The 21,990-nt window shown below is 72.2% G+C and carries 18 protein-coding genes; 10 read left to right on the top strand and 8 right to left on the bottom strand.

From position 1 onward, the window contains the following. The first annotated feature begins 469 nt into the window (after nt 1-469). Nucleotides 470-1,117, top strand: a complete 648-nt coding sequence (locus tag AC3YNX_RS04665) for a GNAT family N-acetyltransferase (protein WP_127784535.1) — start codon at nt 470-472, stop codon at nt 1,115-1,117. Nucleotides 1,118-1,251: 134 nt separating this feature from the next. On the opposite strand, the gene AC3YNX_RS04660 is transcribed toward AC3YNX_RS04665, so the two are convergent. From AC3YNX_RS04660 to AC3YNX_RS04625, 8 genes are all read right to left on the bottom strand, one after another. Next, nucleotides 1,252-2,409, bottom strand: a complete 1,158-nt coding sequence (locus AC3YNX_RS04660; RefSeq protein ID WP_489982285.1) for an N-acetylmuramoyl-L-alanine amidase — start codon at nt 2,407-2,409, stop codon at nt 1,252-1,254. A gap of 152 nt (nt 2,410-2,561) precedes the next feature. Further along, nucleotides 2,562-2,885 carry a thioredoxin gene (trxA, locus tag AC3YNX_RS04655; protein ID WP_127784533.1) on the bottom strand — a complete coding sequence of 108 codons (324 nt, stop codon included), beginning with the start codon at nt 2,883-2,885 and terminating at the stop codon, nt 2,562-2,564. Between the two features lie 48 nt (nt 2,886-2,933). Further along, nucleotides 2,934-3,923, bottom strand: a complete 990-nt coding sequence (trxB, locus tag AC3YNX_RS04650; protein ID WP_489982574.1) for a thioredoxin-disulfide reductase — start codon at nt 3,921-3,923, stop codon at nt 2,934-2,936. A 135-nt stretch (nt 3,924-4,058) separates the two neighbouring features. Continuing rightward, nucleotides 4,059-4,814, bottom strand: coding sequence for a hypothetical protein (locus AC3YNX_RS04645; protein ID WP_489994740.1), 756 nt, complete (start codon nt 4,812-4,814; stop codon nt 4,059-4,061). Next, the gene (sigM, locus tag AC3YNX_RS04640; protein WP_489982283.1) at nt 4,811-5,524 is read right to left on the bottom strand and encodes an RNA polymerase sigma factor SigM; all 714 of its coding nucleotides are present in this window, start codon (nt 5,522-5,524) and stop codon (nt 4,811-4,813) included. Before sigM ends, AC3YNX_RS04645 begins: the two co-directional genes overlap by 4 nt. Before the next feature lie 10 nt (nt 5,525-5,534). Further along, nucleotides 5,535-9,098, bottom strand: a complete 3,564-nt coding sequence (locus tag AC3YNX_RS04635; protein ID WP_489994739.1) for a lipid II flippase MurJ — start codon at nt 9,096-9,098, stop codon at nt 5,535-5,537. Further along, entirely contained in the window at nt 9,095-11,365 is a 2,271-nt protein-coding gene (locus AC3YNX_RS04630; protein WP_489994738.1) for a DUF6049 family protein, read from the bottom strand. The genes AC3YNX_RS04635 and AC3YNX_RS04630 overlap by 4 nt, the downstream gene beginning before the upstream one ends. Nucleotides 11,366-11,388: 23 nt before the next feature. Beyond that, nucleotides 11,389-11,961, bottom strand: coding sequence for an NUDIX hydrolase (locus AC3YNX_RS04625; RefSeq protein WP_127784528.1), 573 nt, complete (start codon nt 11,959-11,961; stop codon nt 11,389-11,391). Between the two features lie 102 nt (nt 11,962-12,063). Here AC3YNX_RS04625 and AC3YNX_RS04620 point away from each other — a divergent pair, with 102 nt between their 5' ends. The 9 genes from AC3YNX_RS04620 to AC3YNX_RS04580 all read left to right on the top strand — a co-directional run bounded on the left by AC3YNX_RS04620 (nt 12,064) and on the right by AC3YNX_RS04580 (nt 21,901). Then, nucleotides 12,064-13,551: a CCA tRNA nucleotidyltransferase gene (locus AC3YNX_RS04620; protein ID WP_241249442.1), complete on the top strand. Its 1,488-nt coding sequence runs from the start codon at nt 12,064-12,066 to the stop codon at nt 13,549-13,551. Between the two features lie 105 nt (nt 13,552-13,656). Continuing rightward, nucleotides 13,657-14,682 (top strand): LLM class flavin-dependent oxidoreductase, encoded by a 1,026-nt coding sequence (locus tag AC3YNX_RS04615; RefSeq protein ID WP_489994737.1) that lies wholly within the window; start codon nt 13,657-13,659, stop codon nt 14,680-14,682. A gap of 56 nt (nt 14,683-14,738) precedes the next feature. Continuing rightward, nucleotides 14,739-15,350 carry a pullulanase gene (locus AC3YNX_RS04610; protein WP_489994736.1) on the top strand — a complete coding sequence of 204 codons (612 nt, stop codon included), beginning with the start codon at nt 14,739-14,741 and terminating at the stop codon, nt 15,348-15,350. Between the two features lie 303 nt (nt 15,351-15,653). After that, complete coding sequence (locus AC3YNX_RS04605; protein WP_489994735.1) at nt 15,654-17,177, top strand: malate:quinone oxidoreductase; 1,524 nt, start codon at nt 15,654-15,656, stop codon at nt 17,175-17,177. A 39-nt stretch (nt 17,178-17,216) separates the two neighbouring features. After that, the gene (locus AC3YNX_RS04600; protein ID WP_127784525.1) at nt 17,217-17,600 is read left to right on the top strand and encodes a DUF5313 family protein; all 384 of its coding nucleotides are present in this window, start codon (nt 17,217-17,219) and stop codon (nt 17,598-17,600) included. Between the two features lie 47 nt (nt 17,601-17,647). After that, nucleotides 17,648-17,968, top strand: a complete 321-nt coding sequence (locus tag AC3YNX_RS04595; RefSeq protein WP_127784524.1) for a putative quinol monooxygenase — start codon at nt 17,648-17,650, stop codon at nt 17,966-17,968. Nucleotides 17,969-18,227: 259 nt separating this feature from the next. Next, a complete protein-coding gene (locus tag AC3YNX_RS04590; RefSeq protein ID WP_489994734.1) occupies nt 18,228-19,004 on the top strand; it encodes an SDR family NAD(P)-dependent oxidoreductase in 777 nt (258 codons plus the stop codon). Between the two features lie 27 nt (nt 19,005-19,031). Beyond that, nucleotides 19,032-20,231 carry an isochorismate synthase gene (locus AC3YNX_RS04585; protein ID WP_489994733.1) on the top strand — a complete coding sequence of 400 codons (1,200 nt, stop codon included), beginning with the start codon at nt 19,032-19,034 and terminating at the stop codon, nt 20,229-20,231. Then, complete coding sequence (locus tag AC3YNX_RS04580; protein WP_489994732.1) at nt 20,228-21,901, top strand: (2,3-dihydroxybenzoyl)adenylate synthase; 1,674 nt, start codon at nt 20,228-20,230, stop codon at nt 21,899-21,901. The genes AC3YNX_RS04585 and AC3YNX_RS04580 overlap by 4 nt, the downstream gene beginning before the upstream one ends. The last annotated feature ends 89 nt before the right edge of the window (nt 21,902-21,990 follow it).

Here is a 21,990-nt window from a genome sequence, read left to right as displayed (position 1 = left end):
GGCAAGCGCGGCACGTGCCGCCATCCGTCTCTGTGCCGCCGCATCGGGCGGAGCCATCAGCGAGCGCAGCTCGTGTGACCAAGAGGTGGCTGGACAAGCGGAGGAGTGTGCGGTGGGCTTGCCACTGTGCAGTGCCGTTTGCAGTGAAAGCCAGGTCGACACTCCCGGTCGTTCTCCGGGGCCGGCGGGATGAGGATCAGTGCTGGGTGTGCACAGCCTGTGCAGAGGAGCGGCGTTCGCGCGAAGATCGCCAGCACGCCTCGCCGCCGCAATCTCACTGGGGCGTGGTTGGTCCGCGGGGACCGTGCCGTTGTTGGCACGTACTCGTTTCACGTGAAACGAGAGCCATTGGCTGCGCTGCGGGTGGCAGCCACCAGGCACCGCGCCCGACTATCCTGAACGTTGGTTCTGGGGTGCACCTGCTCATGGTGGGTCGGGCGCACCGTACTCGTGGAGGTCGAGCTAACCCGTGTCGCGTCGCGTCGCCAATCTCACCCTGGACTCGCTCGAGCAGCTGCCGGGCACGTGCCGGCAGTGTGTCTTCTGGGAGCTCTCGCCCCACGCGGCAACCCTTGCCGCGAAGTACGGCCAGACCGACCTGGAGAAGGAGGCGTGGCTGTCCGGCGTCCTGCTGGACTGGGGTTCGTGCGGCAAGATCATCTCGGTCGACGGCCGCCCGGTTGGCTACGCCATCTACGCGCCTCCCACGTCCGTACCCCGGGCCGCGGCTTTCCCGACCTCTCCAGTGAGCTCTGATGCGGTGCTGCTGACCGCGCTGCACGTGGTGGACGGCTACGAGGGTGGCGGGTTGGGGAAGGTGCTCGTGCAAGCCGTGGCCAAGGACCTCGTGAAGCGCGGCGTGAAGGCCGTCGAGGCGTTCGGCCGGGAGGGGCTGGCCTCGGCAACGTCACCGAGCAAACCCGGATGTGTCATTCCCGCGGGGTTCCTCCGGCGGGCCGGGTTCGAGGTGGTGCGTCCACACGAGCAGTGGCCCCGCCTGCGGCTGGAGCTCCGCGCAGCCATCAGCTGGAAGGAAGACGTCGAGGCCGCCCTGGACCGGCTCCTGGAGAGCGTCAGCCTCACCACGGTCGGCAAGGCGCCGAGCCACGCGATGTAGCGTGATGGCCGCTGTGGCGGCCTGAGACGTCCCGGCGGGGAAAGGGGCCTCCCTGGGTGGCACCCGGGGCGCAGTGCGGCTGCTGTGGACCAGCACGGACCTGTTGTGGACTGCCGGGTGAGCCAGAGCGGTCTCTACCCGGTCATCTCTTCAGCGAGAAGCTCGGCGAAGGTGAACGTGCCGGTGGGCTGGTCGTCGATGCCCAGCATGTAGAGACGCTTGACCGCTACCACGATGGCCTCGGCAATGGCATCCCGCATGCGAGGGTGGGCCAGCACTGCACTGTCCTCGTCGTTGGAGAGGTACCCGAGCTCGACGTGGACAGCGGGCATCTTGGTGAGGCGCAGCAGGTCCCACGTGCGGCCGTGGTGCTGGCAGCTCTGCATGCCGGTACGGGCCACGATCTCGCGCAAGATGAAGCCACCGAGCATCTCGCCGACGGTGGAGCTGACTCCCTCGGCGTTGCCGAAGTAGAAGCTGGACACACCTTGGGCATGCGGGGAGCTCCACGCATCGGTGTGCAGCGAGATGAGCAGGTCCGCGCCGCACGAGTTGGCGAACGCCGCGCGCTCGCTGTCCGGCGGGTTGGCGTGCTTGGGTCGAGACAGGAACGTCTCCACGCCGGTGGCGGCCAGCCGGCCCTCGAGCAGGGTGGCCAGGTCCCACACCACGTCGGCCTCGTTCAGGTCGGCCCCGGGCCCTTGGACGCCGTAGTGGCTGGCCAGGACGCCGAGGTCGTCGCCGCCGTGCCCGGGGTCGATGACGATGCGCTTGCCGCGCAGCTGCGGCCCGGACAGCCGGACCGCCTCTTCCTCGCGGATGCGCTGGGGCGAGCCGCCGGAGGCCATCCGAGCGAGGTAGCCGAGCGCGCGCAGCGTGGCCGGCCCACAGATGCCGTCGCTGGTGATGCCGCACTCGCGCTGAAAGCTGCGCAGCGCCTGGTCGGTCTGGGCGCCGAAGATGCCGTCCGGTCGGCCGGAGTTGTATCCCAGCTCGAGCAGCCGAGTCTGCAGCCCGACCACGTCGTCGCCGGACATCGGTGCGGAGAGCTGGTAGATGAGGGTCCGCGCACCCAGCTTGTAGGAAGCCTCCTTGAGCGCACGGTAGGTCGCGGTTCCCACCAGTCCGTCCACAATGAGCCCGCGGCGCTGCTGGAACGCCCGCACGGCGTGGTCGACGGAGAGGTCGAACACGGGCTCGCCGTCAGCGGTCGGCAGGTGCCCGAGATCGGCCAGGGCGGTGCGTACCTCGGCTACCGCGGCGCCGCGGTCACCAAGGCGGAGGAGCTGCATGCAGGGCCTTCCTGGGACAGGGGGGAGGTCTGAGGATCACCAGCGAGGGTGCCACACGGACGGTTGCTCATGCACCTCTGGTCACCGTGCGGCGCGTCCGGCACAGCACAGCCACCAGCCACGTCTGTGGCTGGTGGCTGCGGTGTGGAGAGTTAGATCACGTCCGAGAGGTCCTGCAGCAGTGCGGCCTTCGGCTTGGCGCCGACGATCTGCTTCACGGGCTTGCCGTCCTGGAACAGGATCAGCGTCGGGATGGACATGATCTGGTAGTCGCGCGGGATCGACGGGTTGGCGTCGATGTCCATCTTGGCGATGGTCAGCTTCTCGCCGTGCTCCTTGGCGATCTCCTCCAGGACGGGGGCGACCATCTTGCACGGTCCGCACCAGGTCGCCCAGAAGTCGACGAGAACGGGCTTGCTGCTGCCCAGGACGTCGTTGGCGAACGTGGCATCAGTAACGGTGATCGGGGCGGACATGAGTGCTCCTTGAATGTGAGGTTTGTGTGAGGCGAAGGGGGGTGTGGGTCAGTCCTGCGCGTGGCCGCTGACGCCGTAGCCGCCGCCGACCAGCTCGGGCGCGGTCTCGGCCGCGGGGTCCAGGTGGTGCTCGGCGAGCCAGCGCTCGGTGTCGATCGCGGCCGAGCAGCCGGTGCCGGCCGCGGTGATGGCCTGGCGGTACGTGCGGTCGACCAGGTCCCCGGCGGCGAAAACACCGTCGACGGAGGTGGCGGTGGACCCCGGTGCCACGACGACGTAACCCTCGCCGTCCAGCTCGACCTGGCCCCGCACGAGCTCGCTGCGCGGGTCGTGGCCGACGGCGACGAACATGGCCGTGACGTCGAGGGTGGACTCCTCCCCGGTGACCGTGTCACGCAGGCGCAGCCCGGTGACGCTGGACTCCCCGAGCACCTCGGTGACCACCGAGTTGGTGCGGAAGTGGATCTTCTCGTTCTGCTGAGCCCGCTCGAGCATGATGCGGGAGGAGCGGAACTCTCCCCGCCGGTGCACCAGGGTGACCGATCGGGCGAAGCGGGTGAGGAAGGTGGCCTCCTCCATCGCCGAGTCGCCGCCGCCGATGACGGCGATGTCCTGGTCGCGGAAGAAGAAGCCGTCGCAGGTGGCGCAAGAGCTGACCCCGCGGCCGAGCAGGCGCTGCTCGCCGGGAACGTCGAGGTAGCGCGGCGCCGCGCCCATCGCGAGGATGACGGCGCGCGAGGAGTAGGTGGTGCCGTGGGCGACCACCGTCTTGACCGGACCGGACAGGTCGACCGACTCGACGTCCTCCGCCCGCAGCTCGGCGCCGAAGCGCTTGGCCTGCTCACGCATCTGACCCATCAGGTCAGGGCCCATGATGCCGTCACGGAACCCGGGGTAGTTCTCCACCTCGGTCGTGGTCATCAGCGCACCACCGAACTGGCTGCCCTCGAACACCAGCGGCTTCAGCTGGGCGCGGGCGGTGTACACCGCGGCGGTGTAGCCGGACGGGCCAGAGCCCACGACGATGACGTCGCGAATGGCATCAGGCTGGGTGGTGGTGCTGACGGTGGACGATTCGGTTGAATCTGACACGTGCGCCTCCTCGAGGTCTTCGGTCACGCACTGATTCAACACCAGTGGCCCGACGCTTGTTCCGGCCACCGGAGCCGCAGGTCAGCGTGCGCCGATGTCAACCCGGGAGCGGGTGGCAGCGTTGCCGGTTGCACAGTCCGGCCCCACCACGAGGGCGGTGAAGACCGCGGCCTGTCCGGTGGGCAGCAGCAGCAACACCCCGGACTGACCGTCGAGCACGACCTCCGAGGACCCCAGCACCGGCGCAGTGGCCGGGAAGCCGTTGGCCGTCAGGCAGCCGGCCAGCGCGTCGGCGGCGAGCGGGCCGAGGTCCTGCTTGCCCACCGCCCGCAGCGCCTGGGGACCCGGTGTGCCGCTGCCGAGGTCCAGCGGCGCCACTGCCGCGCTGCTGGGGGTGCTGATGGCCTGCGGGGTACCCGTGACGTCCTGTGGCCCCAGCGTCACGCTGAGCGCGACTACTGCGGCCACTGCGGCGGCACTGAGGCCGGCCACGGCTGCGGTGGTGGTGCGACGGGACGACCGCCGGCGGGTGCGCGCGGCGGCGAGGTCGCCGACCCCGGCGGGTTCAGCGGCGAGAGCGGCGTCGATGCGGGCGGCGAGCTCGGCGGGCACCGGCCCGGCGTCCGGGGCATGTGCCGTGGAGAGCTGCGCCACGGTGGCGTCCAGCGCGGCCAGGATCTGCGCGGCGTGGGGATCGGCCGCAGCACGCGGCCACAGGGCCTCGGCGAGGTCGGGCTCGAGGACGCCGGCGTGCAGGTCGGCGATCAGGTCCAGCGGGTACGGCGGATCCAGGAGCGTGCGCCAGCCACCGTCGTCCGGTGCGTCGCTGTGGCTCACAGATCCTCCCCTCGTCGTGACGTGCTGGGAGGTGTGACGCCGCGCCCGGTAGATCGGTTCCCTGCGCCGGGAGGGAGCTTGCCCACGGGTGCGGACGCGGCGGCCGACCGTTCGGCGCGCAGGTGTCCGAGGAGCACGGCGAGCTTGGCCCGGCCCCGCGCGCAGCGGCTCTTGATGGTCCCCTCGGCGACGCCCAGCGCACGGGCGGCGTCGGCGACGGAGTAGCCCTCCACGTCGACGGCGACGATGGCGGCGCGCTGGTCCTCCGGGATCTGCAGCAGGGCCTCGTGCACCAGCAGCTGCAGGTCCCGGTCGGCCATCGCGTCCCCAGGGGCCGCCGGTTCCTCGTGGTCGTTGTCGGGCAGGGCGACCGTGGGCCGGGCCTGCCGGCGGCGCATCCGGTCGAGGCAGGCGTTCACCACGATCCGGTGCAACCAGGTGGAGACCGCGGCGTCAGCACGAAACCGACCGGCAGCGCGGTGGGCGGAGAGGAACGCGTCCTGCAGCGCGTCGGCCGCTTCCTCCGGGTCGCGCGTGGTGCGCAGCGCCACGGCCCACATGCGGTCGCGGTGCCGTCGGACGATCTCCCCGAAGGCGTGCGGGTCGCCGGCGACGTGCGCGCGCACCAGCTCCACGTCTGTGCTCTCGGTCCGGCTGCTCGGCGACCCCCAGTCGCTCCCGCTCCGGCTCCGCCCCCCCGCGTCGCTCATGCGCCCCCGCTCACCCGCTCTTCTGGAACGTGATCTCGCTGATCTTGGTGCTGAGCGAGGCCCCTGATCCACCCAGCCTGGTGATCCACACCAGCACGTGCTGGGTGGCGGGTGCGTTCTGCAGCGCGACGTCGGTGCGCCCGGCCTGCAGGGTGGCGGTGCTGAGCACCCGGGTGCCCGCCAGGGTGGGGGTGGCCGAGGTGGCCGAGCGGATCTCGACCACGGTCCCGTCGCTGGGCGAGTCGATCGCCACCGAGGTGAGCCGGCCGGCCTCGGGCAGCGTGACCAGCAGCCCCAGGCCCTGCTTGAGGGCAGGGAACTGCTGCAGGTACTGGTCGGAGGTCCACTGCGTGGCCGGGTTGCCGTCGATGACGCGTGCCGCCCCGCCGGCGTTGTCGGCCGTGCCCTGCGGGGAGAACACCGACACCGCGGTGGGCTGCACCGGAGCGCTGCTCGGCGGGGTGGCGCTCGGCGCCGGAGGCGGTGCCACCGCGCTGGGGGTGGCGCTGGAGGAGACCCCGGGCAGGCTCAGGCTGGGCAGCGGCGCATCGCTGCCGCTGAACGCCGAGACCGCCAGGTTCGCGAGGTAGGCCACGATTACCAGGGCCACGACGGCCAGCGCGACGAGCGCGGCGACCAGCTTGCGCGAGCGCGCCTGCCGCCGGGTGGGCGCGGCCACCGCGCCGCGCGGCCGGTTGGTGCGCGGCGCGGCGCTGGGTGCCGGGGTGGGCAGGTCGTACTCCAGCGGAGACTCCACCGGGCTCGGTTCGCCCCGGTAGTCCGCCAGCGTCCGGTCGTCCAGGGCAGGCATGTAGTCGGTGCGCTGGTCCAGGACGGCCGCCTGGTCGAGCACGGTCTGCACCGCAGCCGCCGAGCGGATGCCGCTGTGCGGCTGCAGGGCCCGCTCGATGAGCGCGGAGATCTCGAACGGAACACCGTCGCGGACCTCTCGGGCCGGCGGCACCGTGCCGTCGTCCCGGCGCGGTGCGGTGGGCAGCCCGCCGATGGTGTCGTCGTTGCGGTGCTGCGGCGCGCCAGGGGCGGCCAGCGGCCACGTGTCGGTGACCAGGGCGTAGAGGATCGCGCCCAGGCCGGCCACGTCGTCCTGGCGTGTCGCGGTGGCGGGGATGCCCGGGAAGGCCAGCACGGCGTTTCCGGCCGTGCTGATCCGGATGCGGTCGGGGTGGTCGAGGCCCAGCACGGTGCCGGCCCGGTGCGCAGCCTCGGTGGCGCCGGCCAGGGCCCGCACCGAGCGGGCGGCACCCACCGCGGGCGGCGTGGTGGCGGCGACGTCGGCCAGCGAGCGGCCCTTGGTCCACTCCGCGACCACGATGCCGCCGGAGCTGCCACGCACGATGTCGAGCACTCGGGCCAGGCCGGGTGAGTCCAGCCGCCCCAGCCGCAGCGTGCGGGTGAGCACCGCCTGCGGGCCCTCCTCCGCGGTGGCGGCCGGGCGGGGTGCACCCACCTGCGACTGGTCGGCGTCGACGAAGGTCAGCGCCACGTCCCGCTCGAGCACGGTGTCCCTGGCCTGCCAGAACCGCAGCGTGCCGGCCTCGCCGTGCTCGGCGAGGAGGCGGTAGCGGCCCCCGGCGACGGCGGCGCCGGGCACCAGGCGCGGACCGCGCACAGAGCGACGCGCTGCCGGGGTGGCGACGGTGGGGGCGTCGGCGCTGGCGCGCTGCTGGTCGGGTCGTTGGCCGTGCAGGGCGTGGTCCGGCACTGCACCACCTCCGTCGTTGGGGTCGTCCTGGCTGGTCGCTACCGGGTAAGGGTACGGGAGCGAGCTGGTGGGCACCGGCGGCAGAAGCATCGCCTCGGACAGCGTCGCGTCACCCGGGTCCGGTTGAGCCTCTGGGGTTTCGCGCCGGAGGACACCGGTGACGAAGCGCGCGGGCAGCCGCGCGCAGATGGCGTTGACCAGACCCTCGGTCTCCGGCAGCGGGAGCACGAGCAGCACGGCGTAGGCGACACCCAGGATCAGGATGGTGTGGACGGTCATCGACACCAGCGCGCCGGCCAGTGCACCGAAGGAGTCCTCCACCGCCTGCAGCGGCAGCACCAGCGAGACCAGGAAGTCCACCGCCACCCCCACGGCGCTGGCCAGGCCGACGGTGAGGATGGTGCGCAGCAGTGCCTTGGTCTCCAGGTTGCCCATCTGCCGGCGCAGCAGAACCCCCCCGACGAGGGCACCCACCAGGAACCCGAGGCCGTTGGTGAACGCCAGCCAGCCCACCACCTGGTCGTCCTCGATGCCCGGCGGGATCCACAGCATCAGCGGGATCCGGAACAGCACCTGGCAGACCATCAGCACGGTGGGGATCCACGGCTGCTGGCGCGCGTAGAACACCCGCAGCTGGACGAGGCCGATGGCGAAGGGCAGCAGCCCGAACGCGGAGACGGCGACGGTGGCGCCGAGCCGGGACGCGTTCTCCACCGCCGCCTCGGTGCCGCGCAGCGAGAAGAGCGCGACGCCCAGCGTGGTGCCGTGCAGGGTGAACAGGGCGATGATCGGCAGCAGCCCGACGGTGGACAGCCGCGACGCCAGCGACAGGTCGCCGATCACCCTGGGCGTGTCGTCGGCCGCCGCCGCGCGGCTCATCCGCGGCATGATCGCGGTGATCAGCGAGACGCCGAGCACGCCGTAGGGCACCTGCAGCAGCAGCCACGCGTTGGCGAACAGCACCGGTCCACCGGGGTCGTGCTGCGAGGCCACCCGGTTGGTGACGATGAAGCCGGCCTGGCTGATCAGCACGTAGGCCAGCACCGCCACGGCCATCCCGCCGAAGGCCTTGAGCCGGGTGTCCAGCCCCCACCGCGGGCGCAGGTCCACGCCGGCGCGGCGCAGGGAGGGCACCAGGTAGAGGGCCTGCGCGACGATGCCCAGGGTGGTGCCGATGCCGAGCACCAGCAGCTTGGGGTTGGTCAGCGAGACCTCGAGGTCACCGGGGGTGAAGTGGTACAGCACGATGACGGCGAGGGTCACCACGTTGTTTAGGACCGGGGCCCAGGCGACCTTGCCGAACACTCCGTGGGTGTTCAGGATGGCCCCGAACAGCGCTCCCAGGCCGTAGAACAGGATCTGCGGCAGCAGCAGCAGCGCGAACAGCGTGGCCAGGCGCGGGTCCACCTCGCCGTCGGAGTCGATGAACAGCCGCACCAGCCACGGCGCGGTGGCCATGGCCACGATCGTGGCCACCACCAGCACCACCCCGGCGATGGTGATCAGCCGTCGGGTGAAGTCCTTGCCGCCGTCGGTGTCCTCGCGCTCGGCGCGCACCAGCACGGGCACGACGATGCTGGTGAGCACCGCCCCCAGCACCAGCTCGGCGATGATGTTGGGCAGCGTGTTGGCGACGGTGAACGAGCTGGCGGCCGCCTCCAGGCCGATGGTGGCGGCGAGCGCGACCACCTTGAGGAACCCGGTGATCCGGCTGATCAGGGTGGGGATGACCTGGGACCCGCTGTTGCGCAGCAGGCCCGCGTCGCTGTTCTCCGACAGGTCGGTGGCCTGTGCGGCGGGAGCCACCCTCTCCTTCGCGGTGGAGGGGCTGGTCTCGGGCTGCGTGCTCACTGCTTCACCCAGGGTTCGTCGGCGCGGTCGGGCTGGCCGCGGAATCGGTGCCACAAGCGGCGGGCCACCAGGGCCACCAGGACGAGGGCCGCGGCGGCGGTGGCAAGGGCTGTTGCGGGACCGTACGCGGTGGACTGCACCTGCAGGCGGGCCGGCTCACCCAGTGCCTGCCCGGTGTCGGTGGCCAGCGACACGTCGATGGCGAACTGCCCGGTGCGGTTGACCGACGTGGGCACCTGGAGCTGGCGGCCGCTGCGGGCCGGCAGCTCCTGCACCCCGATGTCGGTCACGTCCACCCCGGGCGGTCCCGTGGCGCGCACGCGCACGTTCACCGCGACCGGCAGATCATTGCGCACCACCAGCAGTAGAGGGCTCTGGGCGGAGGCCAACGTATACGTCCCTCCCGGTGCCTGCAGCGACACGCTGGCGTGCAGCTGGCCCAGCAGCTCGCGCACGGCGCCGAGCTGCTGGTCCTCCACCCTGGTGCGCTCCCGGGTGGTCAGGCCGTCGGCTGCGGGGGCCCCGCGCAGCAGTCCCAGGCGCAGCGGCGCGAGCAGGTCATCGGGGCTGAGGCCACCCTGCGCGTCCTGCACCAGCGCGCCCCGGAAGCCGCGGATCTCCGCGCTGAGCGCAGCGATGTCGGAGGTGACGGTGGCGGGCAGCTCGGCGGCCGAGGCCTGCACCGGGTAGCTCAGCGCCCCGTCGGCCGCGGAGCCCTTGGCCTGGTTCAGCAGGGTGGGCAGGGCGGTCGGCGTCGCCAGCCCGGACTGGGTCAGCGCCCCCACCTGGGCGAGCACGGCCCGGGCGCCCTGCTCGTCGATCTCCCAGACCTGGGGCGGGGTGAGCAGCGCCGCCGCGGACGCCGCCGTCGGGCTCACCCCGGCCCTGCCGGCCTGCGCCCGGTTGAGCGCGGGCCAGGTGAGGGCACCCAGCGCGTCCTGCAGGCGGGCGGGGTCGTCCCGGGAGGTGGCGCCGAGCGCGGTGGTGATCGTGGGATCGACCAGGACGGCGGACAGGGTGGTGGAGCCGGCCGTGAGCTCCACCGTGGCGGCGTCGACCGCGGCCCCGGTCTCCCCCGGCTGGCTGACGTTGTCCCGGGCCAGCAGCACCGCGGTGGTGCCCAGCCCGCGCAGCGTGCTCGCGGTCCGGTCGGCGAGCAGCCCGTCGGTGGGCCAGACGACGTTGGGCAGCGAGGGCAGCCCGAGGATGCTGGCCACCGTCTCGCGGCCGGTGCTGACGGCCGTGGTGGTCAGCTCGTCCAGCGACGCCCGGCTCAGGGCGTTGAGGTCGGCCTGGGCCCAGGGCATCGCCATCACGCAGCGCTGCTTGGCCACGGACGTCAGCCGCTCCAGCCAGCCGGCGGCCGCCGCGCCACCGGTGCCCGGGCGCACGGCGCCGTTGTCGTCGAGCACCTCGTAGCCGCGGACCATGGTCTGGGCGGTGACCAGCAGGTCGGGGTCGATCGCCAGGCAGGTGCTGGTGCGCGCTGCGCCGGTCGGGTCGGCCACGGGGGTGGTGCCCTGCTCGAGGGCGGAGAGCAGGCCCGCCAGCCGACCACCGTCGACGAAGGAGGCCGCCAGCTCGTCGCTGCTCAGCCGAGCGGGGGCGCCCAGCGGTGTCGCCACCACCCGGGTGTGGTCGGCCAGCGGCCACAGCACGGTGACGCCCGTCGGGGCCGGGGCCGGTGCGGGGGCGGGCGGCACCGGGACGGCACCGGGGGTGGGGGGCAGGCTCAGCACCGGAAGCAGGAAGTGCCCCTCGTCCAGGCGGGCGCGGGTGCCGAAGTCGGGGATCCCGTTGACGTTGACCAGCAGCGGGTAGATCCCTGGCTCGGTGAGGGCGAGGCTGGTGGTGAGGTCGCCGGTCAGGCCCAGGGTGAGGGAGAAGGGCGCGGACTCGCCTGGTCGGAGCACCTCCACCAGGTCCACGTAGGGAGCCTGGGTCACCAGCTCGCTCGGGCTGGACCGCAGGGCGGTGCGCAGCTGGCCGGAGGAGTCGATCGCCGCGCCGCGCTGCAGGCGCACCTGCACCCGGCGCACGTCCCGGTCACCGTCGTTGACCACCGACCCGGTCACCGTCACCGGTCCTGGCGTGCCGGTGGTGACGGTGCTGGGACTGATGGTGTCGACCTGCAGGCTGACGAACTGGGGGTTGGGCACGGAGGGCACCTGCTCGATCGCCGCGGCGGCCTCCCGTCCGGCCGCCGAGGCCGAGGCCAGACCCCCCAGCAGGGCCACGCAACCCAGCAGGACAGCGAGAACGGCCACAGCCAGCGGGCGGTACCGCCGGCTCATCGGCCGTTCAAGTCGGAGATCACCGCATCCGCCGTGCGCACCAGCCGCCGCTCGTCGGCGTAGGCCAGGCGGGAGTCCATCTCCGCCAGCGGGACCCAGGCCACCTCGGTCACCTCGAGGTCCTCGTCGGAGAGCTCGCCGCCCAGGAAGCGCAGCAGGAAGTGGTGCACCGTCTTGTGCACCCGGCGGCCGTCGGTGACGAACCAGTAGTCGATGCTGCCCAGCGGGGCGATGACCTCACCGATGATGCCGGTCTCCTCGGCGACCTCGCGCACCGCCGCCTGCTCCGCGGTCTCACCAGCCTCGATGTGCCCCTTGGGCAGGGACCACAGCAGCCGTCCGCGCCGGTCGGTGCGTCCGATCAGTGCCGCCTCCCGCTGCTGCGGTGGACCGTCCAGGCCCGCCACCACCAGGCCGCCGGCGGAGGTCTCGTCCACCGTGCGCATCCGTGGGCCCGGGGCGCGCCGTGCCGAGCCCGAGCGCGGCCCGTTCGTCGGCGGCTGCGGTTTCCTGCGTGCGCGGCCGGAGGAGTGGTCCGCGCCACCGGCAGCGTCGGCAGGAGTGGGCATGCAAGCGATGGTAGTGCGCGGGTGTTCTCCTTCCGCTCAACCGCGTTGCCGTGGCGAGACGCGGCGGTGGCCTCGCCCGCCGCCGCCCTAAGATGGGTTCCCGTGCCTGCAGACGTTGTTGACCCCTCCTCCGAGGACGCCGACCGGCGCACTCGGCTGCTGGCCGGTGCCGCGGTGACCATCGGCGCGCTCTCCGGCGTCGTCAACCCGCTGGCCGAGCGCTTCGCCGACGCGGGCCACGAGCTGTACCTGGTGGGGGGCAGCGTCCGTGACGCGATCCTGGGCCGGCTCAGCTCCGACCTGGACTTCACCACCGACGCCCGGCCGGAGACGGTGCAGGAGCTGCTGCGCGGGTGGGCCGACAACCAGTGGGACACCGGCATCGCCTTCGGCACCGTCAGCGCAGCCAAGGACGGCCAGCAGGTGGAGATCACCACCTACCGCGCCGACGCCTACGACCGCGTCAGCCGCAACCCCGAGGTGATCTACGGCTCCAGCCTGCACGACGACCTGGCGCGGCGAGACTTCACCGTCAACGCGATGGCCGTCCGCGTCGGGGAGCACTCCGAGCTGGTCGACCCCTTCAACGGGGTGGACGACCTGCTGGCCGGGGTGCTCGACACCCCGCAGACCCCGCAGGAGTCCTTCGCCGACGACCCCCTGCGGATGCTGCGGGCCGCCCGCTTCGTGGCCCAGCTGGGGTTCGCGCCCGCGGACCGGGTGCGCGCGGCGATGACCGACATGGCCGGGGAGATCACCCGGATCACCGCCGAGCGGGTGCGAGTGGAGCTGGACAAGCTGCTGCTGGGCGAGCACCCCGCGGAGGGGCTGGACCTGCTGGTGGAGACCGGGCTGGCTGACCACGTGCTGCCCGAGCTGCCGGCCATGCGCCTGGAGATCGACGAGCACCACCAGCACAAGGACGTCTACGCCCACTCGCTCACCGTGCTGCAGCAGGCCATCGACCTGGAGCAGGCCGACCCCGACCACGAGAGCCCGGACCTGGTGCTGCGCTGGGCCGCGCTGCTGCACGACATCGGCAAGCCGGCCACCCGCAAGCACGAGGGCGGCGGCGGCGTGAGCTTCCACCACCACGAGGTGGTCGGCGCCAAGATGACCCGCAAGCGGCTGCGGGCGCTGCGGCACTCCAACCAGATGGTCAACGACGTGGCGCAGCTGGTCTTCCTGCACCTGCGCTTCCACGGCTACGGCCGCGGCGAGTGGACCGACTCCGCGGTGCGGCGCTACGTCACCGACGCGGGTCCGCTGCTCACCCGGCTGCACAAGCTGGTGCGTGCCGACTCCACCACCCGCAACAAGCGCCGGGCGGCGATGCTGCAGGCCACCTACGACGACCTGGAGCGGCGGATCGCCCGGATCGCCGAGGAGGAGGACCTGGCGCGGGTGCGTCCGGACCTCGACGGCAACGCGATCATGGAGCTGCTCGGCGTGCCGGCCGGGCCGGTGGTGGGCCGGGCGTGGAGCTTCCTCAAGGAGCTGCGCCTGGAGCGTGGTCCGCTGCCGCGCGAGGAGGCGGAGCAGGCGCTGCTGACCTGGGCCCGGGAACAGGGCGTGCTCGGCTCCGACTAGCCCGCGACGTCGTCCGCCAGCGGTGCCCGCGCGGTGCTATACAGACCGCAACGGTGCAGTGCCGCACCGTCGTGCGCACCGCCCGGAGCCCTGAGGACGACCGTCATGCTGATGACCCGCCTGGCCATGCGAGCTCCCGCCGGCCTGGACGGGCCTGCTCCTGCCGAGTACTACGCGGCGGCGCTGGACATGGCCGAGTACCTCGACGGCCAGCGCGGCACCCTGGGCATCCAGCTGCCTCAGCACCACGCCAGCCTCGACGGCTACCTCCCCTCCCCCCTGGTGCTGGCTTCCGCCGTCGCCGCCCGCACCCAGCGCATCCCCATCCTGTGCATGGCCCTGCTGCTGCTGCACCACGAGCCGGTCAAGCTAGCCGAGGACATGGCGGTGCTCGACCTGGTCAGCAAGGGGCGGGTGAGCTACGTGCTGGGCCTGGGCTACCGGGCCGAGGAGCGCGCCATGTTCGGCGTGGCTCCCACCGGGCTCGGCGCGCAGATGGAGGAGGCCATCACCATCCTGCGCGCGGCCTGGACCGGCGAGGAGTTCACCCATCCCACCCGGGGACCCGTCCGGGTGCGTCCGCTGCCGCACACCCCGGGCGGGCCGGTGCTCAGCTACGGGGGCCACTCGCCCGCCGCCGCCCGCCGCGCCGCCCGCTTCGGGATGGCGCTGTTCGCCGAGACCGGCGACCCGGAGCTGGAGCGGGTGTACACCGAGGAGGCCCTCCGGTGCGGAGTCGCTCCAGCGGGCTGCGTGCTGACCGACCCGGCCATGCCCACGGCGGTGTTCGTGACCGAGGACGTGGAGCGGGGCTGGGCGGAGCTGGGCCCCTACCTGCTGCACGACGCCTCCGCGTACGCGGAGTGGAACGCCCACCGCCCCAACCGCTCCACCATCACCAGCCTCTCCGGCGCAACGAGCGTGGAGGAGCTGCGCCAGGCAGGTGGCGCCTACCGGGTGGTGACGCCGCTGCAGGCCCAGGAGATCATCGCCGGTGGCGTGCCCCTGGTGCTCGACCCGCTCTGCGGGGGCGTGCCGCCGGAGCTGGCCTGGCCCTACCTGCGCAACGCGGTCGCGGCCTCCGGCGCCGCCAGGGCTGCCCGGGCCGCCCGTCGCGCTGCGGGAGTCTGACGGGGCCCGGAGGTCAGCCCCCGGAACCGGGCAGGTCAGCGTGACGTCGGACCCGGGTGAGGTACTCCTTCGGCACCGGCGCGGGCCCACCCCGGGTGTGGGACTCCGCCGCCGACCGCGACCTGGACGGCGACGGGACCGCCGACGCAGTGGCGCTGGACTTCGACGGCGACGGCCGGGTGGACGACGTGCTCTGGGACTCCGACGGCGACGGCGTCGCGGACACCGCCGGCCTGGACCTGGACGACGACGGCCGCCCGGAGCACTTCTACACCGACCCCACCGGGCTGGGCACCTGGAACGGGAAGGGCGCCGGCCCCCCGCCACCCGCTGCGCCGGTGCCTGCGCCGGGTGGCCTGCGGTGGGTGGACGGTTCCGGAGCCAGGCGCTGGAGCGCGACCGAGGTGGACCTCGACGGCGACGGCGTGCCGGAGGCTGCGTCGGTGGATCACGACGGGGACGGCCGCGACGACGACCTGGTGGTGGACGCCAGCGGGGACGGCACCGTCGACACGGTGCTGGTGCACGGCCAGGACACCGGCCGACCTGACCGGCTGTTCTCCGACACCGACGGTGACGGCGTGCTCGACACCGAGGTGCTCGACCTCGACGGGGACGGGCTGGCCGACCTCACCCGGCACCTCGGGGACCCCGGATTCGGGTCGTGAGAACGCCGAGGTAGCCTTGCGCGTCACCTCGCGGGAAGCCGTTGTCGAAACGCGGCGTCGTGGCCTGGGTCACCATTGGTGTGACCGGAGTCATCCCCCTTCGGGGTGACCTGCTGGCACGCCTGTACTAGCCTTTACTTCAGGCAACAGTTGTTCTCCTGGGAGAGTTCTGACCGTTTGCCGCCACGGGCTAGAACGTAAAGCAGGCACGAAGGTGTTGGCGTCGTCACGATCTTTTCGCACGCTGCTGTGCTGCGCGAGGAACAACGCTGAGCATCGCGCCTGGACAACGCGGAGGGCAAGATGCAGAACACCACGGGCACCGAGGCAGACGTAGACCAGGACGTCATTCTCATCGGCGGCGGAATCATGAGCGCCACGCTGGGCGCCATGATCAAGCAGCTGCAGCCGGACTGGTCCATCTCCGTCTACGAGCGGCTGGATGCTGTTGCGCAGGAAAGCTCTGACGCCTGGAACAACGCCGGCACCGGACACTCCGCCCTCTGCGAGCTGAACTACACGCCGCAGAAGCCCGACGGCAGCATCGACATCACCAAGGCGCTCTCGATCAACGAGGAGCTGCAGGTCTCCAAGCAGTTCTGGGCCTACCTGGTCGACAGTGGCCTGATCAGCAAGCCCAAGGAGTTCATCAACCCCGTTCCGCACAACAGCTTCGTGCGCGGGGAAAAGTCCGTCGCCTTTCTCCGCAAGCGTTATGAGCTGCTCCATGACCACCCGTTGTTCGAGGGCATGGAGTACACCGAGGACCCGGAGATCATCGCCAAGTGGGCGCCATTGATGATGGTCGACCGCGACCCTTCTGAGCCCATTGCCATGACGCGGGTGGAAACCGGTACCGACGTCAACTTCGGCGCCCTGACCCGCCAGCTCATCAGCTACCTGGAGGAGTCCGGCGCGTCGGTGCAGGTGCGCCACGAGGTGCGCAACCTCAAGCGTCGCCCCCAGGGTGGCTGGAACGTCACGGTCAAGAACCTCAGCACCGGCGAGCGCAAGACCGTCTCGGCCCGCTTCGTGTTCATCGGCTCTGGCGGCGGTGCCCTGCACCTGCTGCAGAAGTCGGGCATCCCCGAGGGCAAGGGCCTGGCCGGGTTTCCCGTCGGCGGCCGCTTCCTGCGCTGCACCAACCCCGAGGTCGTGGCCCAGCACCACGCCAAGGTCTACGGCCAGGAGGAGGTCGGTGCCCCGCCGATGTCCGTCCCGCACCTGGACACCCGCGTGATCGACGGCCAGCGCGACCTGCTGTTCGGCCCCTACGCCGGCTTCTCGCCGAAGTTCCTCAAGAACGGCTCCGTCCTGGACCTGCCGTCCTCGGTGAAGCCCAACAACCTCATCCCGATGCTCTCGGTGGCACTGCACAACCTGAGCCTGGTGATCTACCTGATCGGCCAGCTGCTGCAGACCCCCAAGGCGCGGCTCAAGACCCTGCAGAACTTCGTGCCCACCGCCAAGCTCGAGGACTGGGAGCTGGTCACCGCCGGTCAGCGCGTGCAGGTGATCAAGCCCGGCACCGAGACCCTCGGGGTGCTGCAGTTCGGCACCGAGCTGGTGCACTCCGCCGACGGCACCGTCGCGGCCCTGCTGGGCGCCTCTCCGGGTGCTTCCACCGCGGTGCCGGTGATGATCCGGCTGCTCACGCAGTGCTTCCCGGACAAGATCGACGGCTGGAAGCCGCAGCTGGAGACCATGGTTCCCTCCTACGGCAAGAAGCTGGCCGAGCACCCCGAGCTGCTGAAGACGGTGCACTCCACCACCGCCGCGGAGCTGGAGCTCGACACCGACCGCCAGGCGGAGCAGCTGTCCGCCTGATCGCTCCCGTGCTTGACCTGGTGGGACGATGGAGACGTGATGACTGAGGCGCGCCGTCGACCGACCGTGTGGCAGTGGTTGACCTACATGGTTGGCCGACCGTTGCCGGCCGAGCTGCGGGACTGGGTCCGCCACGACCTGACCGGCCCGCACGCGGCGATCAGGCACGTGCTGCGGTCCGAGCTGGCCTACTCACCCATCTTCGTGGTGTTCCTGCTCTTTCCCGGCCCGTTCTGGGTGCGGGCGCTGATGGTGCTGCTCGCGCTGCTGCTGAGCACCTTCTACACGGTGTCGTACATGGACCAGAACCGTGCGCGCCGGCTGGAGATGAACGGCCTCCCCCCGGACCTGCAGTCAGCGAGGGCGGCGGCGCTGCACCAGTCTGACCGCGAGGCCTACGAAGCCCGGTACGGCCGGCGCTAGGTCCCCCGCGACTGGCGATCGGGGCGCGCGCCGACGACGATGTCCTCATGATCTTCATCGTCGTCAAGTTCACCGTCCGGCCCGAGCACAGCGAGCAGTGGATCAGCACTGTGGACGGCTTCACCCAAGCCACCCGCGCCGAGGCCGGCAACCTGTGGTTCGACTGGTCGCGCAGCGTGGACAACCCCGACCAGTACGTCTTGGTGGAGGCCTTCCGCGACGGTCCGGCCGGCTCCGCCCACGTCAGCTCGCAGCACTTCCAGGACGCGATGACCCTGATGCAGCCGCTGCTGGTGAAGACACCGGAGATCATCAACGTCGAGGTGGACGGCACCAGCTGGTCGGAGATGGGCGAGCTGACCGTCTGAAGGGCGGCTCGATCCGGGCCGCCGCTCTGCTGAGTGACCTCACCTGCCCGCCGCGCGACCACGGCCCCGTGCCGCCGCGCGGCGGGCTCTTCTTTTGCGGGCGGGGGACGCTCCGGCAGAACCCACCGGTGCGGCGGGGTCCTCAGTGCACTCCCTCGGCGGGAATGGACGGTCACGTCGGTTTAGGTTAGCCTAACCTTCGACTGTTACCCATTCGTTGCCGAGCGCGGCGCCGACCGCACAGGAGCTGGAGCCCAACATGATTGGTCAGGCTCGCGTCGCTGCACCGCGTCCGCTGGCGGTGGTGACGGGCGCGGCGGGCGGCATTGGAAGCGCCGTGGTGCGGGCGCTCGCCGACTCCGGCGCCATTGTCGTGGCCGGCGATCGAGAGCCGCCAGAAATGGCGTCCGAGCTGTCCGGCCGGGTGCATTCCGTCGCTCTCGACGTCACCAGTGCAGAAGATGTGGAGCACCGAGTCGCACTCGTCGAGGACGAGCTGGGACCTATCACGATGCTGGCCAACGTGGCCGGGGTGCTGCACGCCAGCAGCCCGGCCCTGGAGCTCGACGACGACAGCTGGTCGGCCACCTTCGCGGTGAACACCACCGGCGTCATGCACGTCAGTCGCGCCGTCGGGCAACGGATGGCGGGGCGGGGGACCGGCGCGATCGTCACCGTCGGCTCCAACGCCGGCGCAGTGCCCCGGGTGGGGATGGCGGCCTACTGCGCGTCCAAGGCCGCAGCCGCGATGTACACCAAGGTGCTCGGCCTCGAGCTCGCGGCGGCGGGGGTGCGCGCCAACGTGGTCTCTCCCGGGTCCACCGACACCCCGATGCTGCGTCGGATGCTCGACGGCGCCGGCCCCGACGCCCTGGTCGAGGGCACCCTCGCCCAGCACAAGATCGGCATCCCGCTCGGCCGGGTGGCTGATCCCGAGGCTGTCGCCCAGGCCGTCGTCTTCCTGCTCTCCGACGCCGCCTCCCACATCACCATGCACGACCTCCGGGTCGACGGCGGCGCCTCGCTCGCCAGCTGACGACCGCCCTGCACCGAAAGGACCCTCGTGCCTCAGCCCACCACCGCAGCACCCGCGCGGAACCCCGGCTCCGTGGCCGAGCAGCCCCGGACCTGCGCCGACCTGCTCGACACCTACACCGCCGACGACCTGTTTTTCCGCTCCGCCCGCCGCTGCCTGCTGGCCAGGGGACGCCACACCGAGCTGCCCGCCGACACGGCGCGCGCCGCCCTCGGCCGGGTTGCGACGGCTGCGGCCCGCGCGGCCGCCGACCGCGGTGGGGTGGGCACCGTGGTGGGGGCCATCCCGTTCTCCGCCGCCGAGCCCGCCGAGCTGTTCGTGCCCGAGCGCCTGTGGACGGTGGACCCAGCGCTGGACGCGCCCGTCACCGCACCCGCGGTGGACCAGCACTGGCAGGTGCGCCCGGTGCCGGCCGTCGCCGACTACGAGAGCGCAGTGGCCGAGGGGCTGGCGCTCATCGGTGCGGAGACGCTGGACAAGATCGTGCTGGCCCGCGCCCTGGACGTGCGGGGCGACACCCCCATCGACGTGCCCACCCTGTTGCGCGCACTGCTGCGCGGCGACGCCACCGGTTACGCCTATGCCGTGCCCACCCGCGCCGGAACCGCCTTCGTCGGGTGCAGCCCCGAGCTGCTGGTCTCCCGCGCCGGCACCACCGTCACCGCCACCCCGCTGGCCGGGTCGGCCCCGCGCAGCAGCGACCCGGTGGAGGACCGCTGCCGCCGCGACGCGCTGCTGGTGTCGGCCAAGGACCTGCACGAGCACGCCATCGTTGCCGACGACGTCGCCGCGGTGCTGAGCCCGCTGTGCACCACCACGCTGGTGACGCCCACCCCGGTGGTGGTGGGCACCGCCTCGATGTGGCACCTGGCCAGCCGTATCACCGGCACCCTGGCCGACCCGGCCACCACCGCGCTGGACCTGGCCGTGGCGCTGCACCCCACCCCGGCGGTCTGCGGGCTGCCGCCCGCCCCGGCTGCCACGGCCATCGAGCGCCTCGAGCCCTTCGGCCGCGGCCTGTTCGCCGGTGCCGCGGGCTGGGTGGACGCCGACGGCGACGGCGAGTGGACGGTGGCCATCCGCTGCGCGGAGACCGCGGGCACTGGGATGCGGCTGTACGCCGGCGCCGGGGTGGTCGCCGGCTCGACGCCCGCGGCCGAGGCGGCCGAGACCGGCGCCAAGTTCCAGACCATGCTGACCGCGCTCGGGATCGAGCACTCGCTGTGAGCGGCTACCTGCCCGGCGCCGTGCAACGACCCGCGGCGGAGGTGGCCCGCTGGCAGGCCGCCGGCTACTGGACCGGGCAGACCTTCACCGACCTGCTGCACGAGCAGGTGGACGCCCACGGCGCCCGCGTGGCCCTGGTCGACGGCGAGCGCCGCACCACCTACGCCGAGCTGCAGGAGCGCTCCCAGCGGCTGGCCGCGGGACTGCACCGCCGCGGGATCGGAGCGCAGGACCGGGTGGTGGTGCAGGTGGGCGGCTGCACCGAGTTCTTCGAGGTCTGCTTCGCCCTGTACCGGCTCGGGGCGCTGCCGGTGTTCGCGCTGCCCGCCCACCGCGGCAGCGAGATCAGCTACTTCGTCGCGCACACCGAGGCCCGGGCCTACGTGCTCGGTGAGCAGCTGGACGGCGCCGACCTGCGCCCGCTGGCCGCCCAGCTGCTGTCCGAGAGCTCCACCCTGGAGCACGTCCTGGTGGTGGGCGCGCCGGGTGCGCACGGCGACCTCACCGCGCTGGCCGACTGCTACGCCGACAGCCTGGCGGCGGCGGACGAGGTGCTGGCCGAGGTGGCTGCTCCGTGCTCCACCGACGTGGCGTTCCTGCAGCTCTCCGGCGGCTCCACCGGCCTGCCCAAGCTGATCCCGCGCACCCACGACGAGTACCTCTACACGCTGCGGGAGAGCGCCCGGATCTGCGGGTTGGACGCCGACACCGTCTACCTGGCGGTGTTGCCGGTGGCGCACAACTTCCCGATGAGCTCGCCCGGCTGCTTTGGGGTGTTCTGCGTCGGCGGACGGGTGGTGCTGGCCGACGGTGGGCGCCCGGACGTGGCCTTCGCGCTCATCGAGCGCGAGCGGGTCACCATCACCGCGGTGGTGCCGCCGCTGGCCCTGGTGTGGCTGCAGGCCGTGGACGGCGGTGCCCGCAGCCACGACCTGTCCAGCCTGCAGGTGCTGCAGATCGGCGGCGCCCCGCTGCCGGAGAGCGCCGCCCGCCGGGTGGGGCCCACCCTCGGCGTCACCCTGCAGCAGGTCTTCGGGATGGCCGAGGGCCTGGTCAACTACACCCGCCTGGACGATCTCGAGGAGCTCGTCGTCACCACCCAGGGCCGGCCGATCTCCCCGGACGACGAGCTCCGCATCGTCGACGACCGCGACCAGCCGCTTCCGGTGGGCGCCACCGGGCACCTGCTGACCCGCGGGCCCTACACGATCCAGGGCTACTACCGGGCCGAGGAGCACAACCGCCGCTCCTTCACCGCCGACGGCTTCTACCGCACCGGCGACCTGGCCAGCGTCACCGACACCGGCCACGTCCGGGTGGAGGGCCGGGCCAAGGACCAGATCAACCGCGGCGGGGAGAAGGTGGCACCGGAGGAGGTGGAGAACCACCTGCTGGCCCACCCCGACGTGCACGACGCGGCCCTGGTGGCGATGCCCGACGCCATGCTGGGCGAGCGCACCTGCGCCTTCGTGGTGCCCCGCGCCGAGGTGGAGCCCACCACCCTCACCCGACGAGTGCTGGCGGCCTTCCTCGCCGCCCGCGGGGTGGCCGCCTACAAGGTGCCCGACCGGGTCGTCGCCGTCGCGGCCTTCCCCGCCACCGGGGTGGGCAAGACCAGCAAGCGCGACCTGCGCACCGCCATCGCCGAGCAGCTGCTCCCGCACGCCTGACCGACCTCACCTGACGCCCGAAGGAGCCCCGCATGAGCACCTCGCAGCAGACGAGCACCAGCACCCTCCCCGCCAGCACCCTCCCCACC

The organism is Rhodococcus sp. Z13_19A, from assembly GCF_058133575.1.
Note: the sequence above shows the minus strand (reverse complement) of the source record. Positions and strands in the feature narration are given on the sequence as shown.